Consider the following 15,779-nt stretch of genomic DNA (forward strand, 5'->3'; position numbering starts at 1 on the left):
GGCGAACATTTCGTCGTCTTCAATCATCAAAGCGCCCTTATAGGCCATGAAATGTTTGAAGGAATTGACGCCCATATCAACGGCGTCTTTCATCTCGGTGAATACATTCTCATTCCAGCCGGTGATAGCCATGTGATAGCCAACATCAGAACAGATCTGGGGCGCAGATTTACGGTGCCACTCATTGATCGCATTTTTGATGGATCCATCTTCGCCAGGCAGGCAGAAATCGACAACCATCGTCGTACCGCCACAGGCCGCAGCCCAAGTGCCAGATTCGAACGTTTCCGCAGCAGTCGTCCCCATGAAAGGCATTTCCAGATGCGTATGCGGGTCAATCCCGCCAGGGATCACATAGGCCCCTTCGGCATCAATATATTCATCACCCTTCAGATCCTCCCCGATCTGTTTGATGATTTCGCCTTCAATCAGAACGTCTGCTTTATAAGTGCGATCCGCCGTGCAAACCGTGCCGCCTTTAATCACCTTAGTGGTCATATTTTTTCCTCCCGTCGGCGCAAATGCACCTTTTTCATCTTGCCGAAAATACTCCGGGGGTCCGGGGGCTGGCCCCCGGTCCGGTCTCAGCCTGAAACGATTTCTGCGGTCTCGACCACCGCATGCAGCAATACATCTGCGCCTGCGGTTGCCCATTCTTTGCTGATCTCTTCCGCCTCATTGTGCGACAACCCATCAACACAGGGGCACATAATCATGGCTGTGGGCGCAACGTCATTGATCCAGCAGGCGTCATGACCCGCGCCGGAGATGATATCCATGTGAGAATAACCAAGACGTTCGGCAGCATCGCGCACGGCACCCACGCATTTCTCGTCAAAGGCAGGCGGGTTGAACTGGCCCACGATTTCGCAGGAAATCTCCACCCCGATCTCTTCGCAAAGACCCGGTGCGCGGGCGTTGAATTCATCCACCATGCCTTCCAGTTTATCCAGCAGATGCGTGCGCATATCGACGGTGAACACGACCTTGCCGGGGATCACGTTGCGGGAATTCGGATAGACATCAATATGCCCAATCGCCCCCACCGCACCCGGTTGATTTTTCATCGCGATTTCATGCACAAGTTCCGTCACAAGCGCCAATCCGCGCCCGGCGTTTTTGCGCATATGCATGGGGGTAGAACCGGTGTGGCTGTCCTTGCCCGTCACGGTACATTCGATCCAACGCAAGCCTTGGCCGTGGGTGACAACGCCGATGTCTTTCTTCTCGGCCTCAAGAATTGGGCCCTGTTCGATATGCAGCTCAAAGAACGCATGCATCTTGCGTTCACCCACGGGTTCATCGCCACGCCACCCAATGCGCTTCAGCTCATCCCCGAACTTTTTGCCGTCCGCGTCTTCAATATCATAGGCCCAATCCTCGTCGTGTTTGCCGATAAACACACCAGAGGCCAGCATAGCGGGGGCGAAACGCGTACCCTCTTCATTGGTCCAGTTGGTGGCCACGATCGGGTGTTTGGTTTTGATGCCCAGATCATTCAGCGTGCGGATCAATTCCAAACCACCAAGCACGCCAAGCACCCCATCATATTTCCCGCCCGTCGGTTGGGTATCTAGGTGGCTGCCCACATAGACCGGCAACGCATCCGGTTCGGTGCCTTCGCGCCGGGCAAACATATTGCCCATCGTATCAACGCCCATGGTACAACCCGCATCTTCGCACCATTTCTGAAACAATGCGCGGCCTTCGCCATCTTCATCGGTCAGGGTTTGACGGTTGTTTCCGCCCGCCACGCCCGGCCCAATTTTGGCCATTTCCATTAGGGTATCCCACAGGCGATCCCCATTGATTTTCAGGTTCACGCCCGGTAGCGTCGCGTCTGCTGGCATGGTTTCTCTCTCCCGCTTGCAATTGCTTTCCAGATCAAAATTCGCCCTTTCACATGATAGGTTCATCATTTTGACCATTTGGTCAGGATCAGGCTAACACGGCTTTGTGACCAGTCAAGAAAAAGCGCCGAATTGCTGTATTTTTCCACCACCTTGCGTTATCAGCCCACCGAAGGCATAGTTTTTAAGCAGTAATGATGGATGACGCGTGACAAAATCAGCGGGAAAATCTGGGCAAACCCGGATTCAGAGAGAAAAAAACCAACAGATTCTTGAGGCTGCGCTGAGTGTATTTTCTCAGTTTGGCTTCCGTGGTTCGACCATTGATCAGATTGCGAAAGAAGCAGGGCTGTCGAAACCGAATCTTCTGTATTATTTTCCTTCTAAGGAAGCGATCCATTCCGAACTTTTATCTGGTCTGATGGACAGCTGGCTGGACCCGATGCGGGCGCTGAACGCTAAGGGTGATCCAAAAGAAGAGATCCTGTCTTATATGCGTCGAAAATTACAGATGAGCCGCGATTTCCCGCGCGAAAGTCGTCTGTTTGCCAATGAAATCATTCAAGGTGCCCCACGTATTTTACCGGCAATTGAAGGCGAGCTGCGCGATCTGGTTGCAGAAAAATCGGCCATTATTCAGGGCTGGATTGATGCGGGCCGCATTGCCCCGCTTGATCCACAACATCTGCTGTTTTCCATCTGGTCCCTGACACAGCATTACGCTGATTTTGAAGTTCAAGTGCGTGCGATTATGCCGTCAGATGAGCGGGTGTACCCCCGGGCAGAAACACATCTGGAACTTTTGTTCACCCGAATGCTCTCAGTTTAACGCCAATAAAAAATGAAATGACCCGGCGTTTATCGCCGGGTCTCTGTTTTATTCCGCTGCTGTCGCTGACGGGTTGTTTGGATGTTGTGTCCAGTTGCCATAATCCGGGCTGACCGGCGTATTGGTGCGTTCATCCATCGCGCCCGGTTCCAGCGTTTCCATGGTGATACAGCCTTCCACCGGACAGACATTCACACATAGATTGCAGGCCACGCATTCGCTGTCATCCACATCAAACACACGATCTTCAGACATGGTGATCGCCTGATGTGAGGTGTCTTCACAGGCCGCATAACACCGCCCACAGGAAATGCAGGCATCCTGATCAATCCGCGCTTTGGTGACATGGTTCAGGTTCAGATACTGCCAATCGGTGACATTTGGCGTCGCCATACCGACAAAATCAGCGGTTGATGTATGGCCTTTTTCATCCATCCAAGCGGTCAGGCCTGCAGCCATTTCCTCAACAATGCGGAACCCATACGTCATCGCGGCGGTGCAGACCTGCACATTGCCCGCGCCCAGCGCCATGAATTCTGCCGCATCGCGCCAGGTCGTTACACCACCAATGCCGGAAATTGGCAGGTTCGCCGTTTCCGCGTGACGCGCGATTTCAGCAACCATATTCATGGCGATTGGTTTTACAGCCGGGCCACAATAGCCGCCATGGGTGCCTTTCCCGTCAATCATTGGTTCCGGGCACATGGCATCAAGGTTAACAGAAGTGATGGAGTTGATCGTATTGATCAGGCTGACAGCATCGGCACCCCCTCGCTGCGCGGCTTCGGCAGGGTACACCACATTGGTGATATTCGGCGTCAGTTTCACGATCACCGGCATGCGGGTGTTTTGCTTGCACCAGCGTGTCACCATTTCGATGTATTCCGGCACCTGCCCTACGGCTGCGCCCATGCCACGTTCGGCCATCCCGTGTGGGCAGCCAAAGTTCAACTCGATCCCATCTGCGCCGGTTTCTTCCACTACGGGAAGGATCGCTTTCCAGGCCTCTTCCTCGCAAGGCACCATCAGGGACACCACAACCGCGCGATCGGGGTAATCCTTTTTCACGGATTTAATTTCGCGCAGATTTTGCTGCAGGGGACGGTCGGTAATCAGCTCGATGTTGTTCAGGCCAAGCAAACGACGGTCCGCACCAAAAATTGCGCCATACCGCGGGCCATTGACGTTCACCACAGGCGGGCCTTCGGACCCTAAGGTCTTCCAAACAACGCCCCCCCAGCCCGCTTCAAAGGCGCGACGTACGTTATATTCCTTATCCGTCGGCGGGGCCGAGGCCAGCCAGAACGGGTTTGGGGATTTGATGCCAACAAAGTCGCTTTTCAGATTTGCCATTGTCTTTCTCCCCTCAGCCCATCAGGCTTTTGTTGATATCTTCCGCAGCATCCCGGCCCTCAGCCACGGCTGTCACGGTGAGATCGTCACCGCCCGTGGCGCAATCGCCGCCGGCCCAGACGCCTTTTATGCTGGTCGCGCCGCTGTCATTCACGGCGATTTTGCGACCTTCCAGTTTGATCCCTTCAGGCGTTTCCCCAAGTGTTTGACCAATTGCTTTGAAGATCTGATCCGCTGGTAGGGTCACGATTTCGCCGGTGCCTTTCAAGCCGGATCCATCATCCGTGGTGTATTCCAGCTCAATGCCTTCGCATTTGCCGTTGCCCAGCACGCGTTTGGGTTGGGTATTTTCGAGGATGCGCACGCCATGCACGGCTGCGAGATCCTGTTCAAAACCAGATGCGCCCATTTTATCGCGGGTACGGCGATAGGAAATTGTAACGTTTTCAGCGCCAAGCAGTTTTGACTGAACCGCGGCATCCACCGCAGTCATGCCCCCACCGATCACAACAACGTTGCGGCCGACGGGCAGATCGGAAAGGTCGCCAGCTTGGCGCAGATCAGAAATGAAATCAACAGCATCACGCACGCCGTCTTTGTCTTCGCCATCCGCGCGTAGGGCATTCACCCCGGCCAAACCGATGGATAGGAACACGGCGTCATAGTCGTTTTGCAATGTTGCCAGATCGAGATTTTCACCAAGACGTTTGCCATTGGTCAGGGAAATGCCGCCGATGGACATCAGCCATTCGACCTCACGCGCGGCGAAATCATTGGTGGATTTATAGGCGGCAATGCCGAATTCATTCAGACCACCCGCTTTGGCGCGGCCATCAAACATATCTACGTCATGGCCATGCGACGCCAAGCGATGCGCACAGGACAGGCCCGCAGGACCGGCACCGATCACTGCCACTTTTTTGCCGGTGCTTTGCGCGCGTGCAAAGGGCTGTTGCGCATGAGACATCAGGCTGTCCGTTGCAAAACGTTGCAAACGGCCGATTTCCACGGGCTTGCCTTCGGCGGTTTCACGTACGCAGACCTCTTCGCATAGCGTTTCCGTCGGACAAACACGGGCACACATACCGCCCAGAATGTTTTGGCTTAGAATGGTTTTTGCGGCCTCATCCGGCATCCCCGCTTGGATTTGGCGAATGAACATCGGGATGTCGATATCCGTCGGACAGGCCGTCACACAGGGCGCATCATGACAGAAATAGCATCGGTCCGCTGCAACAGCTGCTTCATGCGGGGCATAGCCCGGATGAAGGTCGCTGAAGTTATCTTGATATGCGCCTTCCTCAAGGCGCGCCGGGGCAATGCCCGGAGTCATCTGGCTGTTTGGCATCGTGGCCTCCCCGCTGGATTTACAGTTCTCCTCTTGCCAAAAATCGTGGCACAGGTTCATTTTTTTATCAATTGGTAAAATTTATAAATTCCGCTGCACTGCAGCATCTCTGCAAAATGCCAGTAAAATCGGCAAATTGGCGTGGGATCGGCGAAATTCCCCGCCTTCCCCATGGTAAACCGGGGTTTGCAGCCACGGCTGGTTGGCGTATAAGCGGCACAGATTGAGGGCTTCGCGACAGACGAAGCGAAGAGGAACAACCGGGGACACCCATGACAAAAGATAAGCATAAAACAGACGTTGAATTCATCCGCGCACTGGCAGAACTGCTGGAAGCGAACGACCTGAACGAACTTCAGGTGAAGCGTGAATATGGTGACAACGACAGCCTGAACGTCCGTGTAAGCCGTGGTGCCCAACAGGTTATTACCCAAGTTGCTGCCGCACCTGCCGCACTTGCAGCTGCACCTGTTGCGGCCGCAGCCCCTGCAGCTGCCGCGCCTGCCCCTGCTGCAGACGCTGATCCGGCCAGCCTGCCAGGCGCCGTAACATCGCCAATGGTTGGCACCGCCTATCTGGCGGCTGAACCAGGTGCTGCGCCATTCGTGACCGTAGGCCAACAGATTGCAGAAGGCGACACGTTGATGATCGTCGAAGCCATGAAAACCATGAACCACATCCCGGCCCCAAAATCCGGTACGGTTAAGCGTATTCTGGTCACCGATGGCGACGCTGTTGAATTCGGCGCACCGCTGATGGTTATCGAATAAGGCGGCCCGGCATGTTTAAAAAAATCCTGATCGCAAACCGGGGTGAGATCGCCCTGCGTGTGATCCGCGCGGCGCGCGAAATGGGTGTTGCAACGGTTGCGGTGCATTCCACTGCTGATTCCGACGCGATGCACGTGCGCATGGCGGATGAGGCCATTTGTATTGGCCCGCCCCCTGGCACCGACAGCTATCTGTCCGTGTCGTCCCTGATTGCTGCATGCGAAGTCACCGGTGCTGAGGCCATTCACCCAGGTTATGGTTTCTTGTCTGAAAACGCGGGCTTTGTGCAAGCGCTGGAAGATCACGACATCGCATTCATCGGCCCGACAGCGGAACATATCCGCATGATGGGTGATAAGATCACTGCGAAAGACACCATGAAACGCCTTGGCGTGCCTTGTGTGCCTGGGTCTGATGGTGGTGTGCCTGATTACGAAACCGCGAAAAAGATTGCGGATGACATGGGCTATCCTGTGATCATCAAAGCGACCGCTGGCGGCGGTGGCCGCGGTATGAAATTGGCGAAAACCGCTGATGATCTTGAGGTTGCGTTCCGCACCGCGCGGTCTGAAGGCAAATCTGTTTTCGGCAACGACGAAGTTTACATCGAGAAGTACCTGACCACCCCAAGCCATATTGAGGTTCAGGTCTTTGGCGATGGCAAAGGCAATGCGGTGCATTTGGGCGAACGCGATTGTTCCCTGCAGCGTCGTCACCAGAAGGTGTTTGAAGAGGCCCCGGGCCCCAACATCACCCCTGAACTGCGCAAGCAAATCGGTGAAACCTGTGCAAAAGCTGTGGCAGGCATCAACTATATCGGTGCCGGTACGATCGAATTCCTCTACGAAAACGGCGAGTTCTATTTCATCGAAATGAACACCCGTCTGCAGGTGGAACACCCTGTCACCGAAGCGATTTACCGCCAGGATCTGGTGCGTGAACAGCTGCTGGTTGCTGCGGGTTACCCTATGTCCTTCACACAGGACGATCTGGTGCTGGACGGGCATTCCATCGAGGTGCGCATCAACGCTGAAAAGCTGCCGAACTTTTCCCCCTGCCCGGGCAAAGTCACAGCCTATCACGCCCCTGGTGGCCTTGGCGTGCGTATGGATTCGGCCCTTTATACCGGCTATTCCATCCCGCCCTATTACGACAGCCTGATCGGCAAATTAATCGTGCATGGTCGTGATCGTCCGGAAGCCTTGGCACGCCTTAAACGTGCCCTGGGTGAATTAATCATCGATGGTGTCGACACCACTGTGCCGCTGTTCCACGCCCTTCTGGAAGAACCAGATGTGCTGACCGGTGATTATAACATCCACTGGTTGGAAAAATGGCTTGAAACCAATCTTGGTTAAAAACATCGCGGCCTGCCCTGAATACAAGGCGGGCCGCATATGAGCGAAGATATCACCGCACATCTTTTGCTGACCGCCTATGCAAACGGCGTTTTCCCCATGTCCGAAAGTAAAGATGATCCAGAACTTTTCTGGGTTGATCCACGCCTGCGCGGTGTCATGCCGCTGGATGGGCTTCACATCTCAAAAAGCCTGCGAAAACATATCCGTAAGGGTGGGTTTGATGTACGCCTGAACAGTGATTTTGAAGGCGTCCTGGACGCCTGTGCCGATCGGGAAGAAACCTGGATAAACGACAAAATCCGCACACTGTATATCGAATTACACCACGCAGGATACGCCCATTCTGTTGAAGTATGTGAAAACGGTAAACTTATTGGGGGCGCCTATGGCGTGGCCTTGGGGGCGGCGTTTTTTGGCGAAAGCATGTTTTCACGGAAAGTGAATGCATCGAAGGTGGCACTGGCGTATCTCGTTCCGCATCTGCGGCGATGTGGTTTTACCCTGCTCGACACGCAATTCATCACAGATCATCTGGCCAGTATGGGTGGGATCGAAATTTCACGCACTGAATATCATGACCAGTTGCAGGCGGCCTTGGATATTCAGGCTGATTTTCTAGCTTATTCGGACGCGCCGTCCACAGAATCTGTTCTGCAGCGCAGCACCCAGACGTCATAACGCGGGTGATCCAAAGCGTTTAGCGCTGGCGACGAAGCCACCATCCAGCCCGCGAACAGATTTTCATCGTCCCGCGAATCAGAAATATTCAGATACGCCCACGCATCACCGGATGGGTTACCTGTTGGGAAACGACATTCTTCGAGGGTGATGTTCAAATGCCCAAATTCAGCCACAGCACCATTGTTCAGCTCGATGTCGGTCAGGTTGCCGTTCACCTTATCAAGACCGCGCAGCACGCCACCAGCGGCCAGTGTCGCTTCCTGTGCGGTGGCCATTCCGGCCATCAGACCAAGGCAAACTGCAACGCTGAGCAATCTCATTCGGCCGCATCCCCTGCAACAAATTTCACAAGCAGTGAAATCAGGCTGACGGATCCTTGAGTGTCTTCAATTTCGCCGCCCGCTTCCAGATTGAACGGAGATCCGCCCGGAATCAGTTCGACAAAGTTCCCGCCCAACAGGCCCTCTGATGAAATCAGGATAGACGTATCTTCTGACAGTTCGACACTGTCCAGCACCGCAATATCCACATCGGCCCGATAGGTTTCAGGGTTCAGGGACATGCCGGTCACTGTGCCGATTTTCACACCGGCCAAACGCACATCCGTGCCAACGCTGATGCCTTCCGCAGAACGAAAGCTGGCTGTCAGATCGTAGTTGCCGGATGTACCAGCGGACAGACCTGCCACCTGGCCCATGTAAAACAGGAAACCAGCGGCAGCGGCCAGAACGATGCCGCCGGCCAGAACTTCGGATTTATTTTCGGACATTGCTGTCAACCTTACTCAGAAATATTACTCAGGTGACCAAGCTTCGTAATCGCGGCGATCTGCAGGCGCAGACTGACGCATAGATCCCGCAGGCGCATAGGCCAAGGCGGTGCCGGTCAGGTTTTCCTGATGTTCTTTTTCCCATGGTTTATGAACCAAGGGGCGATCTTCCGGGGTTTCATTCCAAGTAAAATGCAACCAACCATGCCAGTCGGGAGAGACTTTGGATGCCTCGGGCTCACCCGCATACATCACCCAACGGCGTTTATCATCCTGGGTCCGGTAATAGACGTTCCCCAGTTCATCTTCGCCCACACGCACGCCTTTGCGCCATGTGAAAAGCTGAAAGCCAATGGTTTGCCCGCGCCACCATGTGAGAAGCGATAGAATAAAGCGCATTGTACCCTCCGGAATCTGTTCTCTTTCATATGGACCATGTGCTGCACAAGGTCCAGTCACTTTGCAATTTCACGCGGGATGGGCGATATTATGGCAACCGTGCGGTCACTTCGATTTCGATCTTCATCTTTGGATCGATCAGCCCGGCAATATACATCGTTGCGGCAGGCTTTGCCTTTGCAAATGCTTCGCGCAGGATCGGCCAGCACGGTTCAAAATCTGCACCATCGGGTAAAATGTAACGCACCCGCACCACATGATCGAGACTGCTGCCTGCCTCATCCAACGCACGTGCGATATTGTCCATCGTATTGCGGCACTGGCTTTCCACATCGTCAGGCAGGGTCATTGTCGCGTAATCCATGCCAGTTGTGCCGGACACAAACACCCAGCCATCGGTCACAACCGCGCGGGAATAGCTGACTGCGGTCTCAAATGTGGAACCAGAAGTGATATGGGTGACGTCGTTTGCCATGAAATACCTCTTTAAGTACGAAGCCCCGCGACACTTTCGTGGGCGGGGCTTTGGAATTTATGTCTTTGGGTTAACCGGCGCTGACCGGTTCATCCTGCGGTGTCTTCGGTTCACCATGAACCAGAAGCGGCGCCGCATCTGATGTAACGGCTTCCTCATTCACGACAACTTCGTCAACACTGTCGAGACCAGGCAGGTCAAACATCGTATCCAACAGGATGTTTTCCATGATGGACCGCAGACCGCGGGCACCGGTTTTACGTTCAATCGCAAGACGCGCGATTGCAACCAGGGCCTCATCCGTGAACTTGAGTTCCGCTTCTTCGATTTCGAACAGGCGCTGATACTGTTTTACAAGTGCGTTTTTCGGCTTGGTCAGAATGGTGACAAGTGCATCTTCATCCAGATCTTCCAGCGTCGCAATCACAGGCAGACGACCGACAAATTCGGGAATCAGACCAAATTTCAGCAGATCTTCTGGTTCCAGATCTTTGAAATGTTCGCCAACAGATTTTTCGTTTTCTTCGCGAACATCCGCGCCAAAGCCCATCGCAGACCCTTTGCCACGCTGTGCAATGATCTTATCCAGACCCGCAAACGCGCCGCCGCAGATGAACAGAATATTTGTTGTATCCACCTGCAGGAATTCCTGCTGTGGATGTTTCCGCCCGCCCTGTGGCGGAACAGATGCAACGGTGCCTTCCATGATCTTCAGAAGCGCCTGTTGCACACCTTCGCCAGACACATCACGTGTGATGGACGGGTTGTCCGATTTGCGGGTGATCTTATCAACTTCGTCAATATAGACGATGCCACGCTGCGCGCGTTCCACGTTATATTCGGAGGCCTGAAGCAGTTTGAGAATGATGTTTTCAACATCTTCACCTACATAACCGGCCTCGGTCAGAGAGGTGGCGTCTGCCATGGTGAACGGCACATCAAGAATACGTGCCAATGTCTGGGCCAGAAGGGTTTTACCACAACCTGTCGGGCCAATCAGCATGATATTTGACTTTGCCAGTTCAATATCCGTGCCATTTTCACTGGCATGATTCAGGCGTTTGTAATGGTTGTGCACAGCAACGGACAGAACCCGTTTGGCATGGGCCTGACCAATCACATAGTCATCCAGCACCTCACAGATTTCTTTCGGCGTCGGCACACCTTCAGAGGATTTCAACCCGGCAGATTTTGTCTCTTCACGGATAATATCCATGCAGAGTTCGACGCATTCGTCGCAGATAAAAACTGTTGGTCCGGCGATCAGCTTGCGCACTTCATGCTGGCTCTTGCCGCAGAACGAACAATAGAGAGTGTTTTTGCTGTCGTTACCAGAAGTATTCGCCATTTTAATCCTCTGAGGCCTTTGCCTCGTTGTGGCCCTTTTGAGCCCCGGATGAACATTCGCGCAGTACCGGAGCGCCCTGCCCCTGAGTTTAGGGCACCCCTTTGCCTTCTACAATCGCAAAATCATCACATTGGGATGATCCTGCAATCTCGGTTAATCTTCCGATTTATCGCGGTTTTCCACGATTTCGTCAATCAGACCCCAGTCTTTCGCATCTTCTGCAGACATGAAGTTGTCCCGTTCCAGCGCGTCTACAACAGCCTTCATTTTCTGACCGGTGTGTTTGACATAGATCGCGTTCAGACGATCTTTCAGTTTTTGGGTTTCCTGGGCATGGATCATAATATCCGTTGCCTGTCCCTGATAGCCACCGGACGGCTGGTGAACCATGACCCGGGAGTTTGGCAGAGAATAGCGCATACCTGCTTCGCCAGCGGCCAGTAGAAGAGACCCCATAGACGCCGCCTGACCAACACAAAGGGTGGATACCTTTGGTTTGATGTATTGCATCGTGTCATAGATCGACAAGCCAGAGGTCACAACACCACCCGGGCTGTTGATATACATGGAGATTTCTTTGGTCGGGTTTTCCGCTTCGAGGTGCAGAAGCTGCGCCACGATCAGGCTGGACATGCCATCATGCACAGGGCCAGAAAGGAAAATAATCCGCTCTTTGAGCAGACGAGAGAAAATATCATATGCGCGTTCGCCACGGGCTGTTTGTTCAACAACCATGGGAACAAGGGTGTTCATATAGAATTCATGTGGATCGTTCATCTGTACCTGCCTGCTTCTGTCATTTGATCGATAGAGCCTAAGTCTTAACAGAGTCTTAGTATCGACCAGACCCGGCTGCAAGGGGCCGTGTTTTTTTCCATCCGGTGTTTTATGGTAATGTCCCCTTTTTAGTGACGGGTTTCCCGGGAGGGAGGCGCGTTCGCCATGTCGTTTTGTGTTGCCGCAGCCAGATGTTCGGACCAGACCGTCGCCTGGGCACGGCCTTTGTGTTTTGATGCGTAAAGCGCGATATCCGCGTCTGCCAACATCCGTTCAACATTAGGCACCTTATAAAAATCCGAAACCGTCGTGCCCACAGACCCAGAAATGCGGCAAATGTCTTCTTCAAAATCAATTGGTACTTCCAGTTTCTGAATGATCCGATGAGCAATATCATTCAAACGTTCTGTATTGGTAAGCCTAGGGAATATAATGACAAACTCATCCCCCCCAGCCCGTGCAACAGTGTCATCTTCGCGGGTTTCATCCCGCAGAATTTCGGCCACCTGTTTCAATACATGATCCCCGGCGGCATGTCCCAGCGTGTCGTTTACATCTTTGAAATAATCCAGATCGATGTGCATCAGCCCGAAACGTTCTTTGCGTTCCATCAGTTCACACAGGCGCAGATCCATCGCCCGGCGATTGCCAAGCCCGGTCAACATATCTGTCGTGGCCTGTTCTTCCGCCGCAACCCGCGCCCCATCAAGCCGCACATTCAATTGTCGCAACTCATCCAGAACTGCTGTTTTTGCTTCCACCAGATACAGCATTTCCACCGCAAGATTCGTGGCCTCAAAATCAGCGCTGGTCAGATTATACTGATGCACAGCATCAATCACCGAAATACCGAAAGACATGTTAAACACCAGTTGATCATCATCCCCACCAGGTACAACCACCGCCTTAAATCGCCCGGCAGGCGCGTCACGAAAATTCAGATGCAGAACAGTTCCCGCCCCTTTCCGCAGCTTATCGATACTTGTGATTCCACCCGGGCGCCTGATTTCGAACACTTCTAGAAAACGCTGTCCTTTCAAGGACCCACCTTTGTGTACCTTCTGCAAAGTCGGGCCGACATGAATAAAATGCCCGCTGGCGCTGATCACCGCATTCATTGGCATGAGTAGATCCAGGGCCTGGCCGCCGATCAATCCCTGTACGACGGGTTGTGTTTCTACATTTTCCGTTTCAGCCATGTGCAGCCTCCCCTTCATTCCCCAGCATAAAAGAGCGCCCTTCTGCAAAGTCCGCCTCGACCACTTCGATCGAAATTACATCTCCGGCCTCTCCCGTGCCCTGATGATCCATGAACACAAGCGCGCCATAGTCATCCGCCATTCCCCGCAAAAGCCCCATGACGACAAAGCCAAAATCAGGATGATCCCAGGTGCAGGTCAGGCCGAAACGCCCGACACTGTGTTCGCAAAGACTCAGTTGCGGGATATGCAGATCTGGCACCGCAAGCCGCACACGATCATGTAATTCATCCAAGGAATGCAAAAAATCAGCAAAGGTCACGCCGCTGAATCGCAAAAGCCGGCGCACTGCCCCTATATTTTCGTGGCTGACAAGGTAGGTGCCTATATCTTCCATGACTTCCTGACGGGTCCGGTTCAGAACCATCGCCAGTGCATCCAAAAACCTATATGTAATATCGTCATCGTAACTCAGCATTGCTTCAAAGCCATCGTGCCCGGTCGCAGCGCGTTCAACCGTCTGCGCCCAGACCTGATCCCCGTAGGTGTCACGCGTGAAGCACTGAATTGATCTGTTAATCAGCCCATGCATAGAAAACCCCTTTTCCTTGCAGGCAGATTGGCAGGCAGATATTAACAATCACCTTATTTATCAGAGGTATATAAAGGTTGAATTATCTTTCGATCCTGACAGAGCATGCAATCAGGCAATAAAAAAGAGGCCGGAAACCGGCCCCTTTTCAAACTGTTATCTAACCCTGTGTTGGATCAGAAATCGGTTGGTGCACCGCCTTCTGCTTTGCGACGTTCGACAAATTCCCGAAGTTCATCCGCACGGGCTTGATCCATGGCCGGGGCTTCGAATTCCTCAAGGATCCGTTTGTAGGTGCGATGCGCACGTTCCGCTGTCCAGACGCCACCGGTCGCCTCCCAGGCTTCGAAGTTGCGCCAATCCGATACCATGGGTTGATAGAATGCATTTTCATAGCGCTGCTGAGTATGTTCAATGCCGAAGAAATGGCCGTTTGGACCAACTTCTTTGATCGCATCAAATGCAACATCGTCCACGCCTGTCGCTGTGATCGCAGGTTCCATATAGCGCTGAATCATCTGGATCATTTCGCAATCCATGATGAATTTTTCAGGACTTGCGATCAACCCGCCTTCCAGCCAGCCAGCCGCATGGTAAACCACATTGGTCCCAGACTGCACCGCAGACCAAAGCGCATTGGACGTTTCCCACATCGCCTGGCCATCAGGAACGTTCGCAGCACAGGACCCAGACGCCCGCATCGGCAGTTTATAGAAACGTGCCATCTGGCCGGTCATCTGTGTGGCACGCATATATTCAGGTGTGCCAAAGGCAGGCGCGCCAGATTTCATATCGACGTTTGATGTGAATGTACCAATCACACAAGGCGTTCCAGGACGCACGTATTGGAACAGCACGATTGCAGCCAAAGCTTCGGCAATAGATTGCGCCACCGCCCCCGCCATAGTCACCGGAGCCATCGCACCTGCCAAGGTAAATGGTGTCACAAAGATCGCCTGCCCGCGACGCGCCAGACGCAGACAGCCGTCAATCATCGGTTCATCGTGTTTCAGGGGCGAGGTCGAGTTGATATTGGTGTACATATGCGGCTTGGATTCGAATTCTTCATCCGTCATGCCCCCTGCGATGCGCACCATCTCCATCACGTCTTCGACACGTTCCTTGCCTAGACAATAGGCATGCACAACTTTGTCGGTCAGCATTAGTTTGTCATGGACAACGTCGAGGTGACGCACAGAGGCATGTACATCCACAGGTTCTACGGGATAGCCGCCAGCGAAATGGATGCAGTTAAAATATTGGGTTAATTTCAATAGGTTGGCACATTGTTCGCGCGTCCCAGGTGTCTTACGCCCTTGTTCAATATCGAAATAATTGGGCGGAGACGACACGTTGCCGAATAGAATCGTCTTGCCACCAATATGCAATTTACGATCCGGGTTGCGCGGCGTGATATGAAAATCAGCCGGAGCATGGGACAACATCTCCATGACCCACTCGCGGTCCATTTTGACGTTTTCGCCTTCAACCTTACAGCCCGCTTCCTTGAAAATCTCAATGGCTTCCTTATTCAGGAATTCAATGCCAATCTCTTCCAGAATTCGCATGGCCGTGTTGTGGATTGCCTCAACACCATCTGCATCCAGAGGCTCTGTCGGGCGGTCGGTGTTCTGTGGCAAGCGCCAGGGCATTTGTTCAATTGCTGCGCCCTCACGCCGTGTGTTGCCCGACCGGCCACCAGACCGTTTTCTACGTTTTGGATCAGCCATTTTGCGCTCCGTTCATAACTGCTGTGAACAGGAAACCCGGTGTGCCCCCTCAATGCCCAGCCGTTTGCGACACAAAGTGTCGCGAGTACACTAGGGGGTCAGGTGCAAGGCTTACGGCAGTCTTCAAAATGGGGCTGATGTAGCGCTTACGGTTCAGCAAATTGTTTTTTTTTGCGATTTTGGCATAAAAAGACCGCCATCGTATTTCTACGAGGCGGTTTTTTATGTGATATCGTTATGAGAGAATTTGGCTTCTTACTAGGTTTGGCGGTGACCTACTCTCCCACGCCTTAAGACG

General features: G+C 53.3%; 17 protein-coding genes. 4 read left to right on the forward strand and 13 right to left on the reverse strand.

Annotated elements, in window-relative coordinates; genetic code table 11:
- A partial coding sequence (locus tag ACPGUT_RS14170) for an amidohydrolase family protein (protein ID WP_423992438.1) occupies positions 1-498 on the reverse strand: 498 nt, incomplete at its 3' end.
- Between the two features lie 86 nt (positions 499-584).
- Positions 585-1,850, reverse strand: a complete 1,266-nt coding sequence (locus ACPGUT_RS14175; protein WP_423992439.1) for a Zn-dependent hydrolase — start codon at positions 1,848-1,850, stop codon at positions 585-587.
- 208 nt (positions 1,851-2,058) lie between these two features.
- Between ACPGUT_RS14175 and ACPGUT_RS14180 the strand changes: the two genes are divergently transcribed.
- Positions 2,059-2,679, forward strand: a complete 621-nt coding sequence (locus ACPGUT_RS14180) for a TetR family transcriptional regulator C-terminal domain-containing protein (protein WP_423992440.1) — start codon at positions 2,059-2,061, stop codon at positions 2,677-2,679.
- A 48-nt stretch (positions 2,680-2,727) separates the two neighbouring features.
- Here the strand turns inward: ACPGUT_RS14180 and preA are convergent, their stop codons facing one another.
- Together preA and ACPGUT_RS14190 are read right to left on the reverse strand one after the other, a co-directional pair.
- Entirely contained in the window at positions 2,728-4,032 is a 1,305-nt protein-coding gene (gene preA / locus ACPGUT_RS14185; protein WP_423992441.1) for an NAD-dependent dihydropyrimidine dehydrogenase subunit PreA, read from the reverse strand.
- Positions 4,033-4,045: 13 nt separating this feature from the next.
- Positions 4,046-5,380: an NAD(P)-dependent oxidoreductase gene (locus tag ACPGUT_RS14190; RefSeq protein WP_423992442.1), complete on the reverse strand. Its 1,335-nt coding sequence runs from the start codon at positions 5,378-5,380 to the stop codon at positions 4,046-4,048.
- A gap of 272 nt (positions 5,381-5,652) precedes the next feature.
- On the opposite strand from ACPGUT_RS14190, the gene accB reads away from it, so the two are divergent.
- Genes accB through aat form a run of 3 tightly spaced genes read left to right on the forward strand, consistent with a single transcriptional unit; the run spans position 5,653 to position 8,189 of the window.
- Positions 5,653-6,150 carry an acetyl-CoA carboxylase biotin carboxyl carrier protein gene (gene accB, locus ACPGUT_RS14195; protein ID WP_423992443.1) on the forward strand — a complete coding sequence of 166 codons (498 nt, stop codon included), beginning with the start codon at positions 5,653-5,655 and terminating at the stop codon, positions 6,148-6,150.
- A gap of 11 nt (positions 6,151-6,161) precedes the next feature.
- Positions 6,162-7,508, forward strand: a complete 1,347-nt coding sequence (accC, locus tag ACPGUT_RS14200) for an acetyl-CoA carboxylase biotin carboxylase subunit (RefSeq protein ID WP_423992444.1) — start codon at positions 6,162-6,164, stop codon at positions 7,506-7,508.
- Between the two features lie 39 nt (positions 7,509-7,547).
- Complete coding sequence (aat, locus tag ACPGUT_RS14205) at positions 7,548-8,189, forward strand: leucyl/phenylalanyl-tRNA--protein transferase (RefSeq protein WP_423992445.1); 642 nt, start codon at positions 7,548-7,550, stop codon at positions 8,187-8,189.
- Here the strand turns inward: aat and ACPGUT_RS14210 are convergent.
- The 9 genes from ACPGUT_RS14210 to ACPGUT_RS14250 all read right to left on the reverse strand — a co-directional run bounded on the left by ACPGUT_RS14210 (position 8,132) and on the right by ACPGUT_RS14250 (position 15,481).
- Complete coding sequence (locus ACPGUT_RS14210; protein ID WP_423992446.1) at positions 8,132-8,512, reverse strand: DUF2155 domain-containing protein; 381 nt, start codon at positions 8,510-8,512, stop codon at positions 8,132-8,134. The genes aat and ACPGUT_RS14210 overlap by 58 nt on opposite strands.
- Positions 8,509-8,961 carry an outer membrane lipid asymmetry maintenance protein MlaD gene (gene mlaD, locus ACPGUT_RS14215; RefSeq protein WP_423992447.1) on the reverse strand — a complete coding sequence of 151 codons (453 nt, stop codon included), beginning with the start codon at positions 8,959-8,961 and terminating at the stop codon, positions 8,509-8,511. Before mlaD ends, ACPGUT_RS14210 begins: the two co-directional genes overlap by 4 nt.
- Before the next feature lie 24 nt (positions 8,962-8,985).
- On the reverse strand, positions 8,986-9,360 hold the full coding sequence (locus ACPGUT_RS14220; protein WP_423992448.1) for an NADH:ubiquinone oxidoreductase subunit NDUFA12: 375 nt from the start codon (positions 9,358-9,360) through the stop codon (positions 8,986-8,988).
- A gap of 88 nt (positions 9,361-9,448) precedes the next feature.
- Positions 9,449-9,835, reverse strand: coding sequence for a RidA family protein (locus tag ACPGUT_RS14225; RefSeq protein ID WP_423992449.1), 387 nt, complete (start codon positions 9,833-9,835; stop codon positions 9,449-9,451).
- Between the two features lie 70 nt (positions 9,836-9,905).
- On the reverse strand, positions 9,906-11,183 hold the full coding sequence (gene clpX / locus ACPGUT_RS14230; protein WP_423992450.1) for an ATP-dependent Clp protease ATP-binding subunit ClpX: 1,278 nt from the start codon (positions 11,181-11,183) through the stop codon (positions 9,906-9,908).
- 153 nt (positions 11,184-11,336) lie between these two features.
- Positions 11,337-11,960, reverse strand: coding sequence for an ATP-dependent Clp protease proteolytic subunit (locus ACPGUT_RS14235; RefSeq protein WP_423992452.1), 624 nt, complete (start codon positions 11,958-11,960; stop codon positions 11,337-11,339).
- 128 nt (positions 11,961-12,088) lie between these two features.
- A complete protein-coding gene (locus ACPGUT_RS14240; RefSeq protein ID WP_423992454.1) occupies positions 12,089-13,159 on the reverse strand; it encodes a diguanylate cyclase domain-containing protein in 1,071 nt (356 codons plus the stop codon).
- Entirely contained in the window at positions 13,152-13,751 is a 600-nt protein-coding gene (locus ACPGUT_RS14245; protein WP_423992456.1) for a heme NO-binding domain-containing protein, read from the reverse strand. The genes ACPGUT_RS14240 and ACPGUT_RS14245 overlap by 8 nt, the downstream gene beginning before the upstream one ends.
- Positions 13,752-13,927: 176 nt before the next feature.
- Positions 13,928-15,481, reverse strand: coding sequence for a trimethylamine methyltransferase family protein (locus ACPGUT_RS14250; protein ID WP_423992458.1), 1,554 nt, complete (start codon positions 15,479-15,481; stop codon positions 13,928-13,930).
- Positions 15,482-15,779: the final 298 nt, after the last annotated feature.

Origin of the sequence: Halocynthiibacter sp., assembly GCF_049608145.1 — a bacterium.
Classification (GTDB): domain Bacteria; phylum Pseudomonadota; class Alphaproteobacteria; order Rhodobacterales; family Rhodobacteraceae; genus Halocynthiibacter.

What these genes read in the sequence shown, in the direction of transcription:
- ACPGUT_RS14175 (WP_423992439.1), bottom strand. Translation starts at nt 1,850, where the DNA reads ATGCCAGCAGACGCGACGCTACCGGGCGTGAACCTGAAAATCAATGGG.
- preA (WP_423992441.1), bottom strand. Translation starts at nt 4,032, where the DNA reads ATGGCAAATCTGAAAAGCGACTTTGTTGGCATCAAATCCCCAAACCCG.
- ACPGUT_RS14190 (WP_423992442.1), bottom strand. Translation starts at nt 5,380, where the DNA reads ATGCCAAACAGCCAGATGACTCCGGGCATTGCCCCGGCGCGCCTTGAG.
- accB (WP_423992443.1), top strand. Translation starts at nt 5,653, where the DNA reads ATGACAAAAGATAAGCATAAAACAGACGTTGAATTCATCCGCGCACTG.
- accC (WP_423992444.1), top strand. Translation starts at nt 6,162, where the DNA reads ATGTTTAAAAAAATCCTGATCGCAAACCGGGGTGAGATCGCCCTGCGT.
- aat (WP_423992445.1), top strand. Translation starts at nt 7,548, where the DNA reads ATGAGCGAAGATATCACCGCACATCTTTTGCTGACCGCCTATGCAAAC.
- ACPGUT_RS14210 (WP_423992446.1), bottom strand. Translation starts at nt 8,512, where the DNA reads ATGAGATTGCTCAGCGTTGCAGTTTGCCTTGGTCTGATGGCCGGAATG.
- mlaD (WP_423992447.1), bottom strand. Translation starts at nt 8,961, where the DNA reads ATGTCCGAAAATAAATCCGAAGTTCTGGCCGGCGGCATCGTTCTGGCC.
- ACPGUT_RS14220 (WP_423992448.1), bottom strand. Translation starts at nt 9,360, where the DNA reads ATGCGCTTTATTCTATCGCTTCTCACATGGTGGCGCGGGCAAACCATT.
- ACPGUT_RS14225 (WP_423992449.1), bottom strand. Translation starts at nt 9,835, where the DNA reads ATGGCAAACGACGTCACCCATATCACTTCTGGTTCCACATTTGAGACC.
- clpX (WP_423992450.1), bottom strand. Translation starts at nt 11,183, where the DNA reads ATGGCGAATACTTCTGGTAACGACAGCAAAAACACTCTCTATTGTTCG.
- ACPGUT_RS14235 (WP_423992452.1), bottom strand. Translation starts at nt 11,960, where the DNA reads ATGAACGATCCACATGAATTCTATATGAACACCCTTGTTCCCATGGTT.
- ACPGUT_RS14240 (WP_423992454.1), bottom strand. Translation starts at nt 13,159, where the DNA reads ATGGCTGAAACGGAAAATGTAGAAACACAACCCGTCGTACAGGGATTG.
- ACPGUT_RS14245 (WP_423992456.1), bottom strand. Translation starts at nt 13,751, where the DNA reads ATGCATGGGCTGATTAACAGATCAATTCAGTGCTTCACGCGTGACACC.
- ACPGUT_RS14250 (WP_423992458.1), bottom strand. Translation starts at nt 15,481, where the DNA reads ATGGCTGATCCAAAACGTAGAAAACGGTCTGGTGGCCGGTCGGGCAAC.